13 protein-coding genes are annotated in these 16,171 nt (G+C 59.4%); 8 read left to right on the top strand and 5 right to left on the bottom strand.

Annotation, left to right across the window (positions count from 1 at the left end):
- Nucleotides 1-23: 23 nt before the first annotated feature.
- From FNT36_RS07650 to FNT36_RS07640, 3 genes are all read right to left on the bottom strand, one after another.
- Nucleotides 24-1,664 carry a carboxylesterase/lipase family protein gene (locus FNT36_RS07650; protein ID WP_144846093.1) on the bottom strand — a complete coding sequence of 547 codons (1,641 nt, stop codon included), beginning with the start codon at nucleotides 1,662-1,664 and terminating at the stop codon, nucleotides 24-26.
- A gap of 190 nt (nucleotides 1,665-1,854) precedes the next feature.
- Nucleotides 1,855-3,684, bottom strand: a complete 1,830-nt coding sequence (gene htpG, locus FNT36_RS07645) for a molecular chaperone HtpG (RefSeq protein WP_144846091.1) — start codon at nucleotides 3,682-3,684, stop codon at nucleotides 1,855-1,857.
- A 125-nt stretch (nucleotides 3,685-3,809) separates the two neighbouring features.
- The gene (locus FNT36_RS07640) at nucleotides 3,810-4,313 is read right to left on the bottom strand and encodes a hypothetical protein (protein ID WP_144846089.1); all 504 of its coding nucleotides are present in this window, start codon (nucleotides 4,311-4,313) and stop codon (nucleotides 3,810-3,812) included.
- A gap of 673 nt (nucleotides 4,314-4,986) precedes the next feature.
- Here FNT36_RS07640 and FNT36_RS07635 point away from each other — a divergent pair.
- The 8 genes from FNT36_RS07635 to FNT36_RS07600 all read left to right on the top strand — a co-directional run bounded on the left by FNT36_RS07635 (nucleotide 4,987) and on the right by FNT36_RS07600 (nucleotide 12,888).
- A complete protein-coding gene (locus FNT36_RS07635; RefSeq protein WP_233635758.1) occupies nucleotides 4,987-5,307 on the top strand; it encodes a hypothetical protein in 321 nt (106 codons plus the stop codon).
- 246 nt (nucleotides 5,308-5,553) lie between these two features.
- The gene (locus tag FNT36_RS07630) at nucleotides 5,554-8,016 is read left to right on the top strand and encodes a TonB-dependent receptor (RefSeq protein WP_144846085.1); all 2,463 of its coding nucleotides are present in this window, start codon (nucleotides 5,554-5,556) and stop codon (nucleotides 8,014-8,016) included.
- An 84-nt stretch (nucleotides 8,017-8,100) separates the two neighbouring features.
- Complete coding sequence (locus FNT36_RS07625) at nucleotides 8,101-9,051, top strand: cation diffusion facilitator family transporter (protein ID WP_144846083.1); 951 nt, start codon at nucleotides 8,101-8,103, stop codon at nucleotides 9,049-9,051.
- Nucleotides 9,052-9,192: 141 nt separating this feature from the next.
- Complete coding sequence (locus FNT36_RS07620) at nucleotides 9,193-9,573, top strand: hypothetical protein (protein ID WP_144846081.1); 381 nt, start codon at nucleotides 9,193-9,195, stop codon at nucleotides 9,571-9,573.
- Between the two features lie 107 nt (nucleotides 9,574-9,680).
- The gene (locus FNT36_RS07615) at nucleotides 9,681-10,121 is read left to right on the top strand and encodes a DUF6526 family protein (protein ID WP_144846079.1); all 441 of its coding nucleotides are present in this window, start codon (nucleotides 9,681-9,683) and stop codon (nucleotides 10,119-10,121) included.
- A gap of 61 nt (nucleotides 10,122-10,182) precedes the next feature.
- Complete coding sequence (locus tag FNT36_RS07610) at nucleotides 10,183-11,253, top strand: NAD(P)H-dependent flavin oxidoreductase (protein WP_144846077.1); 1,071 nt, start codon at nucleotides 10,183-10,185, stop codon at nucleotides 11,251-11,253.
- Nucleotides 11,254-11,352: 99 nt separating this feature from the next.
- Nucleotides 11,353-11,655, top strand: a complete 303-nt coding sequence (locus tag FNT36_RS07605; protein ID WP_144846075.1) for a DUF4286 family protein — start codon at nucleotides 11,353-11,355, stop codon at nucleotides 11,653-11,655.
- A 234-nt stretch (nucleotides 11,656-11,889) separates the two neighbouring features.
- Nucleotides 11,890-12,888 (top strand): SDR family oxidoreductase, encoded by a 999-nt coding sequence (locus FNT36_RS07600; RefSeq protein ID WP_144846073.1) that lies wholly within the window; start codon nucleotides 11,890-11,892, stop codon nucleotides 12,886-12,888.
- 143 nt (nucleotides 12,889-13,031) lie between these two features.
- On the opposite strand, the gene FNT36_RS07595 is transcribed toward FNT36_RS07600, so the two are convergent.
- Nucleotides 13,032-15,272: a prolyl oligopeptidase family serine peptidase gene (locus FNT36_RS07595; protein WP_144846071.1), complete on the bottom strand. Its 2,241-nt coding sequence runs from the start codon at nucleotides 15,270-15,272 to the stop codon at nucleotides 13,032-13,034.
- A 51-nt stretch (nucleotides 15,273-15,323) separates the two neighbouring features.
- Nucleotides 15,324-16,169 (bottom strand): hypothetical protein, encoded by an 846-nt coding sequence (locus FNT36_RS07590; protein ID WP_144846069.1) that lies wholly within the window; start codon nucleotides 16,167-16,169, stop codon nucleotides 15,324-15,326.
- Nucleotides 16,170-16,171: the final 2 nt, after the last annotated feature.

Below are 16,171 nucleotides of genomic sequence, written 5' to 3'. Positions count from 1 at the left end.
GAGTATCCTCCGCCCGCGCCGCGCTATTTGGCCGCCATGTGCTCTAGCAGTAGGTAGCGGTCGCGGGTTTGGTCGGGCACTACCTCAGTTTTTACATCGAGGCGCAGCAGCTGGCCGCCCGCGCCGGGCTTGAGAGCAGGCCAAGTGAGCAGGCCGGCGCCGTTGGGGTTGCCGGTCTTGATGAAGTTAGCGAAGTACGCCTGCATGGTTTTCGACACCTGGTAGTCGTCGGGGGTCCAGGCAAATACTTTATTGCTGCCTAGGTTGCCCAGCGCGTATTCTATCTCGGCCGAGTGCACAGCGCCCTTAGCAGGCGGAGCCGGCTTGGCGTTGGGGTCGCCCTTGGTCACGCCACCAGCTAGATTGGCGGTGGCATTGCCCATTTCGGGCGTCATGACCGGGCGGGGACGGGCGTAGTAGTAGCGGTACACGGGCCGACCGCTAGTGTTGGCGTGCGCGTCGGCCCACTTCCAGGTGCTATAGCCCAGAAAGCGGTCGCCGGCCAAGTCAGTAGCGACTTGCTCTACCTCGGCATCGGAGGCAGCAGGATACAGGCGCAGCACCTCAGCGGCGCGGTCGCCAAAGTTTTTCTGCACGGCGGCGCGGTAGTTTTCCGCGGTCGGGGCAGCTTGGCCCAAGATGCCTTGGTAGCCACTTTCCTGCGAGTTCCAGCCCACCAGCAGCGGCACCTTAGCCTGCTGCCCAGCCAGAAAAATCTCCTTAGGTGACTGCGGAAACAAGTAGCCATCTACAATGGCCGAAAAGCGTGGGGCACCCTGCTTGCCACTGGCTTCTAGCACTTGCTGGGCCGGCAGCGCCCGCAGTGCGGCCAGTGAGCCCGCACCTAGGCTAGTACCCCAGGCCGCACCTGCCTGCTCGGCCTGCGCCAGTGCGGGCAGCGGCTGCAAGCCCAGCAGCGAACCGCTTTCGCCTATCGCGCCGGCTATCAGATTTTTAGAGAGCGGCGACGCCATTTGGGCGCTTACCGAGAATGAGCCGGCCGACTCCCCGGCGATGGTAATGTGCTGGGGGTCGCCGCCAAAGGCCGCGATGTTGTCCTTCACCCACTTAATGGCCGCGGCTTGGTCGAGCAGGCCATAGTTGCCCGAAGCGTGGTTCGGCGATTCCTTGGTCAGCTCAGGATGGGCTAGAAAGCCGAATGCACCTAGCCGGTAGTTAACCGTCACGGCTACAATGCCTTTCTGGGCCATGCTTTCGCCGTCGTAGCGCGGCTCCGAACCATCGCCCGCCACCAGCCCACCGCCGTAGAAATACACTAGCACCGGCCGCCGCTCGCTGGCCGCTTTCGCACCCGTCCACACATTCAGATACAAGCAGTCCTCGCTCACGCCGTTCGAGCGAAAGTTCATGTCGCCAAATAGCGGCAGTTGCATGGCTCTAGGTCCGAACTGCGTAGCCGGGCGCACGTTGGTCCACTTGGCGGCGGGCTGCGGCTCGCGCCAGCGTAGGCTACCCACGGGCGGCGCGGCATAGGGCACGCCCTTAAAGGCGTGGATGCCGCTCGGCAGTGCCGCACCGGCTAGCCGGCCGTTGGCAACTACTGCCTGGTTGTTGGCGAGGCCATCCGCTATTTTTTTATTCGGCTGAGCAGCGGCTATCGTTACTACTATACACGGCAGCGCAAGCGCAAGCAGACTTTTCATAGGTAGGTGGGAAAAGGAAGGGAACACAAGCTTGTACTTTTTGCCGCACGAGCCGCACAATAGTAAGAAGTTCTAGTGGAAGTTTTGCTTATTCATCAGCCTGACACGGGTTATTCCTCCCTTTCCTAAAAGCGCAAAAGCCCCGCTACCTCTCGGCAGCGGGGCTTTTTTTACCCTAGGGCACTTACGCTTACAGCAGCTCGGTGCTGCGCTTTACGAAGGCCGTGAGGGCTTCACCTTTCAGCATGCCCTGGGCTAGCAGCGCCAGGTCGAAGGCTTGCTTGGCGATAGTCTCACCACCGTCGGCCAGCACCTTGCTTACGAGGGGGCTGTTGGCGTTCACGGTCACGTCAAACGAGTCGGGCATTGAGCCAAACATCTGCATGCCGCCTCCGCCACCGGTGCGCTGCATGTCTTTCATGCGGCGCATAAATTCGTTTTGGGTGATAACTACCGGCGCATCCTGCGGCGACAAAGCCGCCACTTTGACGTGCATAGCCGGGTTGCTGATAGCGCCCGTGAATACTTCTTCGAGCTTCTTCTGGTCATCCTCGCTCAGCACGCTGGCGGGGGCTTCTTCCTTCTCGATGAGCTGGCCCACCGTGGCCGCATCCACGCGCTTAAATGAAGTCTTCTCTAGCTTCTGCTCGAGCTGGCCAATGAAGTGCGCGTCGAGCACTTGGTCCATGTTCAGCACGTCGTAGTCGCGCTCCTGGGCGGCTGCCACGAAGCCATGCTGCTGCTCAGCATCGGTGGTGTAAAGCACCACGGTATTGCCGTCTTTGTCCTGCTGGTTGGCCTGGATGTGCTCGGTGTACTCAGTGAGCGTGTACAGCTTGCCGCTCACGCTTTTCAGCAGCACGAAGTCCTTGGCGCGCTCGTAGAACTTGTCGTCCGAGAGCATGCCGTACTTCACAAACAGCCCAATGTCAGCCCACTTCTCCTCGTAGCCAGCGCGGTCCTTGCGGAATAGCTCAGCCAGCTTATCGGCCACCTTACGGGTAATATAGGTGTTGATTTTGCGCACGTTAGCATCAGCTTGCAGGAAGCTACGCGACACGTTCAGCGGAATATCGGGCGAGTCGATGACGCCGTGCAGCAGCATCAGGAACTCGGGCACTACGTCCTTCACCTCGTCGGTGATGAATACCTGGCGCGAGTACAGCTGAATCTTATTGCGCTGGAATTGCAGCTCGTCCTTCACCTTCGGGAAGTACAGAATACCCGTCAGGTTAAACGGATAGTCCACATTCAGGTGAATCCAGAACAGGGGCTCGTCCATCGACATGGGGTACAGCTCCTGGTAGAACTTCTTGTAGTCCTCGTCGGTGAGGTCCGAAGGCTGCTTGGTCCAGATGGGCGTGGTGTCGTTAATCAGCTCACCCTCAAATTCAATCGGAATTGGCAGGAACTTGCAGTACTTGGTGAGGATGGTCCGCAGCCGGGCCTCTTCCAAGAATTCGTCCGAGTCTTCGGCCACGTGCAGCACTACGTCGGTGCCGCGCTCAGCCTTGGCGTGCTCGCCGGTGGGCTCGTCAATGGTGTACTGGGTCGAGCCATCGCAGGTCCAGTGGGCGGTCAGGGCGCCTTCTTTGTACGACTGCGACCAGATTTCTACCTCTTTGGCCACCATAAAGGCCGAGTAGAAACCTAGGCCAAACTGCCCGATAATCTGGTCTTTCGCCTGGGCATCCTTCTCCTTGTACTTCTCCACAAACTCGGTGGCACCAGAGAAGGCAATCTGATTGATGTACTTCTTAATTTCGTCGGCCGTCATGCCGAGGCCGTGGTCCGAAATCGTAATTTTGCGCTGGTCTTTATCTACCGTCACGCGCACTTTTAGCTCGCCTAGCTCGCCTTTATACTCGCCTAGCGCGGCCAGGCTCTTGAGCTTCTGGGTAGCATCGACGGCGTTGCTGACCAATTCGCGCAGGAAAATCTCGTGGTCAGAATACAAGAACTTCTTGATAATCGGGAAGATGTTCTCGGTATGGATGGAGATGGAGCCGGTTTCGGACATCGGGGAATGAGCTAAGTGGAAACAATAAAAGGCTGACTAACAAGCAGCGCCTGTCAGTCAGCCCTCCTTTTCAAAGGCTGTTCCAAGGTGGTAGCCGCTGCCAGGTTGGCAGGAGCCGTGGAGCGCTACGGCCGGCGGTACGGGGCCCGCGGCTCCGATGCCTGGTAGGCTTCGGGGGCCATCGGTCCAAATGCCTCGTCCCACTCGGCCAGCAGGGCCGGTAGGCGCCGCGACTCGTTGGTGAGCCAGTGCATGGCCGATACCGATTGGCTAAAGAATTGAAAATCAAATCTTACGTGGTTCCGATTCAAAGTCAGCAAGGTCTCAATGGCTTGCTGATTGTAAATCTTGCCCGATGAGAGCACAATAACGGCCTGCTTTAGTGCCAGCCGCTCTGTTTTGGGTAGCCACTGCGAGCCCAACCATATCTGGTCGTATGCCGAAATGTCGGGCAGTGTATCAATCGCCAGCAAGCCATGCGTGATTTGCAGGCGAATAGCTACTTGCGAGAGCTGCTCCAACGCGGGCCGCAGGCGGCGCATATCGCGCCCGGCAGCCCACTCTACTCGTAAAAGATGCAACGGTTCGTCATGCTGGATTTTAAGTTCTTTGATGTCCGTAATAATCATAAAAGCGACGCGGAAGAAAGAAGATCTATCCTAGCGGTACGACTGAACGCACAGTAGGCAACATAATTTTATGCAAGAAAGCGGCGGACATACGCAGAAACCTTATTTCTGGTCGTGAAAAGCGCTCAAAAGACTCAAAATATATTAAATATAAGATAAATACAACAAACTCGGCTATTAAAGCCATATGTATTTGATGTATTGGCACCTACAACTAGCCAACAAATGTACTTCTGGCAAGCCTAGGTGATACAAGACAGGTGACACCAGCTACTTGCCACTGAGGACATTTTACCGTAGTATTTCACCTACTGACTTGCTGCTACAACGAGTAAATCAACGGCACCTATCGCATTGCATCGGTAGTGGTTTGGTAGTAACGCTAGAAGTAGTAATCGAAGTGTAAAATGATTTGCACTTAGTAAGTCGAGGCAGGCTAGCCAAGTGCTCATTCCCACCTCGCGCAGTGGGTGCGTGCTCCTTGTACCTAAGGCAGCCTTAGCTTACATAGCCTTACTCGTACACGAAACGTCGTTGCACGTGCGGACAGTAGCACCTCTTGTCTAGGTGTATCTTTGCCTAACTAGTGCAACCTCATAGTTGCCTGCCTTGTCAGTATATCGGTTGATTTAGCGTTACCGTGTTGCGGCCTGTTCTTCGCCCCTACCTTGCTTTGCTGCTACTGCTCTGCCTCATGCGGACGCTGCTGCCGGAGGCGTGGATATTGGCGTTGCACTCCCACGAGCACACTACCGAGGAGCCGGCCTTTGCGCCAGCCGCAAAGCATCAGCCAGGTAAAGCGCGACTCACGGCCAAGCACACCCACTGCCAAACCGAGCAGTTCTACAATGTGTCTTACCAGTCTGCGCCGCTGGTAGCCATTCCCCTCCCCCCACGCGAGCTGCACTATCGGCCGCTGGCTGTGCCCGCTACGCTGGCCTGCTCGGCCGCCGCGCTGCGGCGCTCGGCCCTGCGTGGCCCTCCGCAGGCCTAGCACCTAGGTAGCTGCTGGGTACCTAGGCCTGGCCTATCCTTTCCTTTTTGGTTTTTAATTTATTGGCTTTGGCTCTGCGGGCTGCGTGTGCAGCCGCGGGCTAGTGCTAAGCGCCAGTGCACCTACCGGGCAGCAGCCTCGTTTTTCCTTGCTTTTAAGGCCAATGGGCCCCGTCTGTGCGCGGGGACTTGCAAGCCAAGCTCGGACCCGGCTGCTTCGGCGCCTCTTTTCTAATTAGTGGGCTTTATGCTTCGTACCTCTTCTATGCTGGTGCTAGCCAGCACCTTGTCTTTTGCGGCAGTAGGTCAATCTACAACGCCTACGCCGGTAGCACGCCCGCGGGCAGCGGGGCCAGTCAGCGGCCGCCTTACAGATGCCACCACGGGTGAGGGCCTGCCCGGCGTCAACGTTATTTTTCCCGACCTCAAGCAAGGCACGGCCACCGACGCCGAGGGCCGCTTCAGCTTCGCCAACCTACCTAGGGGCCGGTTTACGGTTCAGATTACTTCCCTAGGGTACAATACGATAAGCCAGCTAGTAGACACTGGCAGTGGCCAGCCGCTCGACTTCAAGCTGAGCCCCACGGCCACTGAGATTGGGCAGGTGGTGGTGACGGGCGTGAGCCAGGCTACGGAACTGCGCCGCTCGCCAGTGCCCACCACGGTGGTAGACCGCACGCGCCTCAACCAGACCTCGGCCACCAACGTGATTGACGCCATCGCGCACACGCCGGGCATCAGCCAGATTACCACGGGTGCGGCCATTAGCAAGCCGGTGGTGCGTGGGCTGGGCTACAACCGCGTAGTGACCCTGAATAACGGCGCAAAGCAGGAGGGCCAGCAGTGGGGCGATGAGCACGGCATTGAGCTAGATGAGTTTAGCATCGACCGGGCTGAGATTATCAAAGGGCCGGGCTCGCTGCTGTATGGCTCCGATGCCATGGCGGGGGTTATCAACTTCCTGGCGCCTGACCCCATCGCGGAGGGCCGCATCACGGGCCAGGCCGTGGCCAACTACCAGACTAATAACCGCCAGCAGGGCTACTCGCTCGAAAATGCGGGTAACCTCAACGGCTTCAACTGGCTGGTGCGGGGCACCCGTAAGGTGGCCGGCGACTACCGCAACCGCTACGACGGACGGGTTTTCAACTCAGGCTTTAATGAGTGGGACGCCAACGGCTACGTGGGCCTGAATAAAAGCTGGGGCTACTCACACCTCACCTTCAGCTCGTTTAACCAAAATGTGGGCTTGATAGAAGGCGAGCGCGACAGCTTAACCGGGCGCTTTTTGCGCGAGGTGGCCGTGAACGGCCAAGCCGAGCCGCAGGTAGTGACCGACAACCAATCGGGCTACACCTTGCAGGTGCCGCGCCAGCGCATCAACCACCTTCGGATTGGCACCGACAACAACTTTATCATCGGGCAGCGCGGCGGGCGCTTGGCCTTGCAGGTCAACTACCAGCAGAACCTGCGCCGCGAGTTTGGCAACGTACTGGCGCCCGATACGCCCGACCTGTACTTCCAGCTGCGCACCGTGGACTACGCGCTGCGCTACTTCTTGCCCGAGTTAAATGGCTGGAACCTGGCCGTGGGCACCAGCGGCCTGCACCAGCAAAACCGGAACCTAGGGCAGGAATTTCTCATTCCGGCTTACAAGCTGAATGAGGGCGGCGTATTTGGGGTCATCAAGAAATCGCTAGGCGGGCTCGACCTCAGCGGCGGCCTGCGCTACGACGTGCGCCGCATCCGGGCCCAAAGCCTGTACCTCGATGCCGACGAGCAGCCCGTGCCCGCCGGCACGGCCGGCGCCGAAACCAAGTTTTCGGGCTTCGAAAGCACCTTTAATAACTACAGTGGCAGCCTAGGTGCCGCCTACAGCTTTAGCGACCGCCTCACGGTGAAGGCCAACCTGTCGCGCGGCTTCCGCGCGCCCAACATTGCCGAACTGGGCTCGAATGGCGTGCACGAGGGCACTATTCGCTATGAAGTGGGCCAGCCGGGCCTGCAGGCTGAAACCAGTTTGCAGGTCGATGCGGGCGTGAGCTACGTGAGCGACCATGTGCGCTTTAGCGTCGATGCGTTTGAGAACAGCATCTCGAACTACATTTTTGCGCGGCGCGTGCTCAACCAGGCTGGCACCGACTCGCTGGTATCGACGGGGCCCAACATCGGGCTGTTCAACTACGTGCAGGGCCAGGCGCGGCTGCTGGGCGGCGAGGTTACGCTCGACTTTCACCCGCACCCGCTCGACTGGCTGCACTTCGAGAACTCGTTTTCGATGGTGCGCGCCCGCCAGCTCGACGTGCCCGACGAGCAAAAGTATTTGCCCTTCATCCCGGCCGACCGACTGCAATCGGAGCTGCGCGGCAACTTCCGCCGCCAAGGCAAGCGCCTCACCAACGTGTACGCCCGCTTTCAGCTAGAGCAGACGTTTGCCCAAAACCGCTTTTTCGGGGCCTTCGACACCGAAACGGCGACGCCCGCCTATACTTTATTTAACGCTGGCGCGGGCACCGACGTGGCCGACAGTAAGGGCCGGACGCTGTTTTCGGTCTTCGTGACGGCTAATAACTTGTTCGACGTGGCCTATCAATCGCACCTGAGCCGGCTCAAGTATGCGGCCATCAACTACACCAATGGCCGCCAAGGCGTGTTTAATATGGGCCGCACAGTGAGCGTGAAAGTAGTAGTGCCTCTGGCATTTAAATAGCACCTAGGCCGGGGCTAGGGTTACTTTCGCACCCAAACCCCGGCCTTTGCGTTTAGGCCACTACACGCGCACGCTACTTTAGTTATGGGCCATTCGCACGACCACGGCCACGCTGGCCACGTACACGCCGCCCCGCCGGCCGGGGGCAAGTTTAGTGCTGCCTTTGCCTGGGGCATTGGGCTGAACCTAGCCTTTGTCATCATCGAGGCCGTGGGCGGGCTGTGGGCCAACTCGGCCGCCGTACTCTCCGATGCGGGCCACAACCTGAGCGATGTACTGAGCCTGGCCCTAGCCTGGGGAGCCGCCTGGTTGGCGGGCCGCCCGGCCACGCCGCGCTACACCTTCGGCTACCGCGGCGCCACCATTCAGGCAGCCTTGGTGAATGCCGCTTTGCTCTACGGGGCCCTAGGGTTCATTTTGTGGGAAACCATCGACCACCTGCGCCATCCAGAGCCTGTGAAGGGCGGCGCCGTGATGCTACTGGCCGGCACCGGCATTTTGATTAATGGTTTCACGGCCTGGCTGTTTAGCGCTGGCCAAAAGGGCGACGTGAACGTGCGCGGTGCCTACCTGCACATGCTCACTGATGCGCTTGTGAGCCTAGGTGTGGTGATAGGCGGCGCCATCACGTACTTCACCAAGGTGACGTGGCTCGACCCTGTTATTAGCCTCGGGCTGCTGGTGGTGATTGCGGTAAGCTCGTGGGGGCTGCTGCGCGATACTATTCGCCTCGGGCTGCAAGCCGTGCCCGATGGTATCGACCTCGAAAAAGTTCGGCAGTTTATGCTCGGCCAGCCGGGCGTGCAGAGCCTGCACGACCTACACATTTGGAGCATGAGTAGCGATGGCCACGACACGGCTCTTATGGCCCACCTAGTGCGTCCCGGCGGGGCCGACGCAGCTTGGCTAGCCAACCTATCGGCTGGGCTACTGCGCGAATTTCACATTCACCACAGCACGGTGCAGGTCGAGGATACCGAGCTGCCCGACGGCTGCCAAAGTGGCTGCGCGGTGCCTGCCGCGGCCCACGCCTAGTAGTGGAGCTGGCATAAAAGGTGCTTGGCTAAGTAGAAGCTCGGCGTGCTTTGCACTGGCCGCATCAAAAACTTACCCTAACCTTCACCTAGGCTTTTCACGTTAAAGTAGCTCAGCTAGTTAGCTGCTCATCCTATTCTCATGAAAAAAGTATTTTTGCTAGCCGCCTTTGCTGTAGCTAGCCTGGCCGCTACATCGGCCCACGCCCAAACGACCCCAACTGACCCGACGCTTACGCCCGCCCCTACCTCGCAGGATGCAAAAGCTACCTACGAGCAGCAGCGCGAACAGCGCCGGGCTGCCAACGAATCGGTGAAAGAAAGCAAGCGCGAGCTGCAAGCGCAGCAGCAGCAAGCCGACGACCTCAAGCACCAGATGCGCGCCCAGCGCGCCGCTGCCAAGCAGCAGAAAGAGCAGCTTAAGATGCAGCAAAACGCTGAGAAATCGGCTCGTATGCAAGAAAAGGCTGCCAAAGAGCAATTGAAAGCCCAGCGCAAAGCTGAGAAAGCCGCTCGCGACTAACCACAAGCACATTCAGTTAGAATTAAGTTGGAAAACTCCGGCCCTGGCCGGAGTTTTTTCGTTTGCGCTTATTCCTACTCTTTCCTTCGCTTTTTTCGCCCTCTCGCATGGCTGCCAAAAATCCCGTTCGCTATTATCCGCTGCACCATTTTGTGTTGCTGCCGCTCACGCTGGTAATGGTCATTTATACCATACGCCGCTATGTGGGCGTGGCCGGCGATGATTCTGAGATTTCGCGACTTTGGTTTTCGCTAGCGGCCGTTACGCTCTTTTTCTTTGTGGCGCTTGTGATGTTGCGGCAGCACTATGCCCTCATCTTACAAGACCGCATAGCGCGGGTCGAAGTGCGTCAGCGCTACTTTGAAGTGAGTGGGCAGCGCTTTGCAGAGCTAGAGAAGAATCTCACCCTTAAGCAAATTCTGACCCTGCGCCTAGCGGGTGACCAGGAGCTACCTGCCCTTGCCCAAGCCGCCGCCCGCGAGAAGCTTTCGCCCCAAGACATTCAGGCCCGCATCAACGATTTTCAGTTTGACCCCATGCGGGTGTGAGGAATAGGGGCCAAACCCTGTGCTTTGCCGCTTGGTTAACCAGAGGCAAAGCCGCTAGCTTATGAACGCATTTTGTGACCGCGTTGCCCTTACGCATCCCATTATTCAGGCTCCGATGGCTGGGGTGTCTACTTTGGCACTGGCCCTGGCCGTGTCGCGGGCCGGCGCACTAGGCTCCTTGGCGACAGGCGCCCCCCCAGATGCGGTGGTAGTGGCTCAGCAATTAACTGAGCTGCAAACGGCCACGGACCGGCCGTTTAACGTCAATGTTTTTTGCCACGAGCCAGCCACGCCCGACCCTGCTCACGATGCGAACTGGCTGACCTATCTACGGCCTTACTTCCAAGAGCTAGGCAGTGAGCCGCCCACCAGCCTGACGGAAGTATACCCCAGCTTCCGGGTGCACGATGCCTTACTGCAAGTGTTAATAGCCGCTCGGCCGCGGGTGGTGAGCTTTCACTTTGGCTTGCCCACAGCGGCGCAAGCCAGTGCCCTGCGCCAAGCCGGCGTATTGCTGCTCGCGTGCGTTACGTCGGTGGCCGAGGGCCAAGCCGCCGCGGCCCTAGGTGCCGATGCGCTAGTGGCCCAGGGCATTGAGGCCGGCGGGCACCGCGGCGTGTTCGATGTTGCAACTGACACCTTTTTGCCAGCACTCACCCTAACGCGACAACTGGCGCAGGCCCTACCCTTGCCCATAGTGACAGCCGGCGGGCTTATGACTGGGGCCGACATAGCAGCAGCGCTAAGCGCGGGCGCGGCGGCTGCGCAGCTGGGCACTGCCTTTATCGCCTGCCCAGAGTCGGGGGCTAGTGCGGCGTACCGAGCGGCGCTGCTTCAGCAGCCGCCTCTGCCCACGGCGCTCACCGATGTTATTTCGGGGCGGCCGGCGCGGGGCTTGATTAACCGCTTTATGCTGGATATTGACCAGCCGGGCCGGCCGACCACTGCCGCCTACTCGCGGGCTTACCTGGCTGGCAAGGCTTTGGTGGCCGCCGCTCAGCAAGCCGGAGAGCCCGGCTTTGCCGTGCAGTGGGCCGGCACCGGAGTGGGGCTGGCACGCGCCCTGCCCGCCGCCGAGCTAGTGCAGGTACTGGCCAATGAACTGCGAGCGGCGATGCCCGTACCAAACTAAATCTTCGTATTAATGACCGGCCTGCCTTCAGCTTGTTGCTGAGCGGCCACAAAGCTGCGGTAGCACAGAACTCGTGCTACGCGCCCTATTTTCACTCTCATGATTCTATACAACGTTACGACCAGCCTCGAGCCCCGCATTGCCGATGAGTGGGTAGCTTATATGCTTGGCCACCATATGGCCGAAGTAGTGGGCACCGGCTGCTTCATCAAAAGCAGCTTGCTGCGCCTACTCAATGAGGAAGACGACGGCATCACGTATGCCGCTCAATATTTTGCCATTAGCCTCGAGCAATTGGAAGCCTACCAGGAGCATTTTGCCCCCGCCCTACGCGAGGAAATGGACAAAAAGTTTAAGGGTAACTACGTTTCCTTCCGCACGGTGCTGGAAGTGGTAGAGTAGTCAAGCGCTTATTGCTACTGCGCCTCAATGTCCGACTGTAGTGATTCAGTCGGACATTATTTTTTAGAAGCGGCCGCCTAGGTCCGCACTGCGCGCCAAACTACTTATCAGCCTGCCCAACTACTTCTATACTACTATTCTCAACTATCTTAGTAAGCTTAACCATAACAACTTCCTAGCAGCTGTTTCGTTTAGCTAAGCCGATACTCACTTAGCTAACCAACGTGCTATCTCATGGAAGAAGAAAACAACATTAGCCGGCGCAAGCTGCTCGGTGGCCTAGGTGCCAGCCTAGCTGCTGCGGCCGTATCGCCCATCTTATCGGCCGAGGCGGCCCCTGGGCCTACCGCAGCTCCGTTGCAAGACCCCACCACCAAGTACCCTAGGCCTCCCTTCAAAGGTCAGTCGCAGCCCTGGCCCGGCCTAGCCAGCCAGATGGACCCCAAGCCTGACCACGGCGAAACCAGCTATAAAGGTTCGGGCCGCTTGCAAGGCCGCAAGGCCCTCATCACGGGTGGCGACTCGGGCATGGGCCGCGCCGCGGCTATTGCATACGCCCGCGAGGGCGCCGATGTAGCCATCAACTACTTACCTGCCGAAGAGGCGGATGCTAAAGAAGTTATTGCTCTTATCAAGAAGGAAGGCCGCAAGGGCATTGCCATTCCGGGCGACCTGCGCGACGAGGCTTTTTGCAAGAAGCTAGTCGATGAGGCTGTGCGACAGCTAGGCGGGCTCGACATCGTGGTCAGCAACGCCGGCCGGCAGCAAGCGCACGCTTCTATATTGGACATCTCGACCGAGCAGTTTGACTGGACGATGAAGACCAACATCTACGCGCCGTTCTGGATTATCAAAGCCGCGCTGCCGCACCTGCCGCCCGGCTCGGCCATCATTGGCAGCACCTCGGAGCAGGCCACTGACCCTTCGGAGGACCTCTACGACTACGCCCAAACCAAGGCAGCCACCACTAATTACGTGCGCTCGCTGGCCAAGCAGCTAGCACCTAAGGGTATCCGTGTAAATGGCGTAGCACCTGGCCCTATCTGGACGCCCTTGCAAGTGAGCGGCGGCGCCACTCAGGAAAAGCTGAAGGAATTTGGCGGTAACACGCCGATGAAGCGCCCCGGACAGCCTGTCGAGCTGGCCAGCATTTATGTGCAGCTTGCTGCCAGTGATGCCAGTTATGCCACCGGCCAGATTTATGGCTCGGCAGGTGGCAAAGGCATGCCCTAGGGTGCCCACCACGTCCTTTAAAACACGTTTGTCATGCTGAGCTTGCGAAGCATCTTAACACGTTAGAGCTGATAACCCTGACGTGATAAGATGCTTCGCAAGCTCAGCATGACAAACGTGTTTTTTTCGGTTAGTAGCGGCTCCTACTTGCCCATCGGGGTCACGCCCATGTTGTAGAAGGCAAAGCTCCAGATGTCGGCCCACTCGTCGATTTGCAGTTTAGTGCTTTTGCCAGCGCCGTGGCCCGCGTTTACGTCGATGCGGATGAGTGTGGGGTTATTGCCAGCTTGGTCGGCTTGCAGCTGAGCGGCAAACTTGAAGGAGTGCGCCGGCACCACACGGTCGTCGTGGTCGGCGGTGGTGATGAGCGTGGCGGGGTAGCTGGTGCCGGGCTTAAGGGTGTGCAGCGGCGAGAACTTGTAGAGGTTCTCAAACTGCGCCTTGTCGTCGGAAGTGCCGTACTCGGGCGCCCAGTTCCAGCCAATAGTAAACTTCTGGTAGCGTAGCATATCCATCACGCCCACGGCCGGGAAGGCCACCTTGCAGAGGTCGGGCCGCTGGGTCATGGTAGCGCCTACTAGTAGTCCACCGTTCGAGCCGCCCGCAATAGCAAGGTGGTCGGCGTCGGCATACCCTAGGACCTTCAGGTACTCGGCCGCCGCGATAAAGTCGTCAAAGACATTTTGCTTATTGGGCGTCATGCCGGCCTTGTGCCAGGCCTCGCCGTATTCGCCGCCGCCGCGCAGGTTAGGAATGGCCAGCACGCCGCCATTCTCCAACCACAGCATGCGCGCGGCCGAGAAGCCTGGCGTCAGTGACACGTTAAAGCCGCCGTAAGCGTAGAGGTACGTCGGGTTTTTGCCGTTGAGCTTCACCCCCTTTTTGTGGGTGATGAACATCGGAATCTTAGTACCGTCCTTGCTGGCGTAGAACACCTGCGTGGTGAGGTAGTCCTCTGGTTTCACGTCCACCTTCGGTGCCTTAAATACGGTGCTTTGGTTGGTGGCTGGGTCGTACTTGTAGATGGTGGTGGGGTAGGTAAACGACGTAAACGCGTAATACAGGTCCTTATCAGTGCGCCGCCCGCCAAAGCCGCCCGCCGTGCCGATGGCTGGCAGCTCTACATCGTGCTTATACTTACCGTCTTCGGTGTACACCTTCACCTGCGAGCTAGCGTCGTGCAGGTAGGTAGCCAGCAGCATGCCCGCCGCCTGGCTGATGCCTTCGAGCTTTTCCTTGGCTTCCGGAATTACGGTTTTCCAACTGGCCGGCTGTGGGTGCTTGGGGTCGATGCGCACCACTTTGTAGTTGGGCGCGTGGTCGTTGGTGTACACCAGCAGCTCGCCGCCCACGTTGCCGATTACACTGGTATCGTACTCGTAGCTGGGTTGCAGCGTGGCCCAGGTAGTAGCTTGTTTGGGGTCTTTGAGGTCGCGCACCAGTAGCTGGTTGCCATCGGCCTTGCTGTCGGTAAGCGAGAGAAAAAGAAAGCGCTCATCCTCCGTTACGCCCGCAATGCGGAAACCTAGGGCTTTGGTTTTGTCTTCGTACACCAGCTTGTCTTGGCTCTGCGGGGTGCCGAGTTGGTGGTAGTACACCTTGTGGTACTCATTTTTACCGGCTAGGCTGTTTTCGCCAGCCTTAGGCGCGTCGTAGCCGCTGTAGTAGAAGCCTTTACCGGCCCACGAAATGTCCGATACCTTTACCCAGTTTAGCTCGTCGGGCAGGGGCTGGCGGGTTTGCATGTCGAGCAGGTGCACCTTCTGCCAGTCGGAGCCGCCACCACTGGTAGCATAAGCCAGGTAGCGGTGGTCGTTGCTGAAGTGCATGCCGGCCAGGGCAGTAGTGCCATCGGCCGAAAACTTGTTGGGGTCGAGCAGCACCACAGCGTTCTCAAGCGGCTCGCCTTTCTTCACGGCGTACACCACCGCTTGGTTTTGCAGGCCATCATTCTTGCTGAAAATTAGCAAGTCGCCCTCTACGCTGGGTACGCCGTAGCGCTCGTAGTTCCAGAGGGTAGTGAGGCGCTCGCGCACCTTGTCGCGAAACGGGATGCGGCTAAGATAGTCGAAGGTCACCTGGTTTTCGGCCGTCACCCAGGCTTTGGTTTCGGGCGAGTCTAGCTCTTCGAGCCAGCGGTAGGGGTCGGCCACGGTGGTGCCGAAGTAGTTGTCGGTGTGCGCATCGCGGCGCGTTTGGGGGTAGGTCAAGGCAGTAGAAGTAGCGGTGGGTTGCGAGCGCTCGGCAATTGCCGACTCGGTGAGGGCATCGTGGCCGCCGTTGGTTTTGGAAGGAGAAATACCGGCGTGGCGGGGCGGCGACGTGCGGCAAGCCGCCAGCAGCAATAAACTCGCCGCCGCGGCCGAAATAGAGGTTGCTTTCATAGAGCTGGGAGGAGAGAGTCGAAGGTCATTGGCGGCCCACCGGGCCCCGCCCTAGGTAGCCGCTGAACCCGCGGGCGGGCTCGGGGATTCGCTTTCGCGCTCGCGCAGGGCCTCGGCCACGCGGCGGGCCACCATTTCTTCTACCTGCCGCTGCTGGGCGGGGCTCAGCTCAGAGGCTAGGCTGGTCATACGCCGCATTTGGCGAATCTCGCGGCTCATGCTTACGCGCAGCAAGGCAAACAACACCAAGCTTACAATGCTCAGAATGAGGGCTAGTGGCGCAAAAAAGCGGTTGAGCACGGGCTCGGTGGCGGGGGCACTGGCGCGGGCAGCCGGCCCACTGGCAGCACCAGCTTCGGCAGCCTCGGCCACGCCAGGGGCAGCACGCACTGAGGTATCGGCCGTAGGGGCTTCCTCTTCGCGGCCGGGGGGCAGGCCGGTTGTCACGTAGTCAGTCAGCTTTTTTTCGAGCCCTTGCAGGCGGGCTAGGCGAGCGGGGTCGCGCTGACGGGCGGGCGACGACCGCAGGCGGGCAATAATAGCCTTAGTAAGTGCCGCTATGCGAGCCGGGTTGTCCTTCAACCCTTTATAGATGCGCCCCTGCCCCTCGATGGGGGCATACAGCAGCGAATACACTCGCAGGCTGTCGGGGCGCAGGCTAGTGGCCAGGGTGCTTAGGTTGCCGTCGCAGCGCAGCGTGCGCTTAAGGTTGGGGCGGCCGGCATCTTCGTACACGAAGCGCGCCGTGGCGCACCACACCTGCACCTTGGCTTCGTCGAGCGAGGGCTGGCCGAGGGGCGTTTGGGCGCGGGCCGAGGGGCTGCCAAGCAGGAGCAGGTAGCCCAGGAGGCCAGCCCCAAAGGCCCAGCGGCGCAGCTGAAAACGGGAGTGTAGCATAC

The sequence above is a fragment of the Hymenobacter setariae genome (genome assembly GCF_007713685.1).
GTDB lineage: Bacteria > Bacteroidota > Bacteroidia > Cytophagales > Hymenobacteraceae > Hymenobacter > Hymenobacter setariae.
Note: the sequence above shows the minus strand (reverse complement) of the source record. Positions and strands in the feature narration are given on the sequence as shown.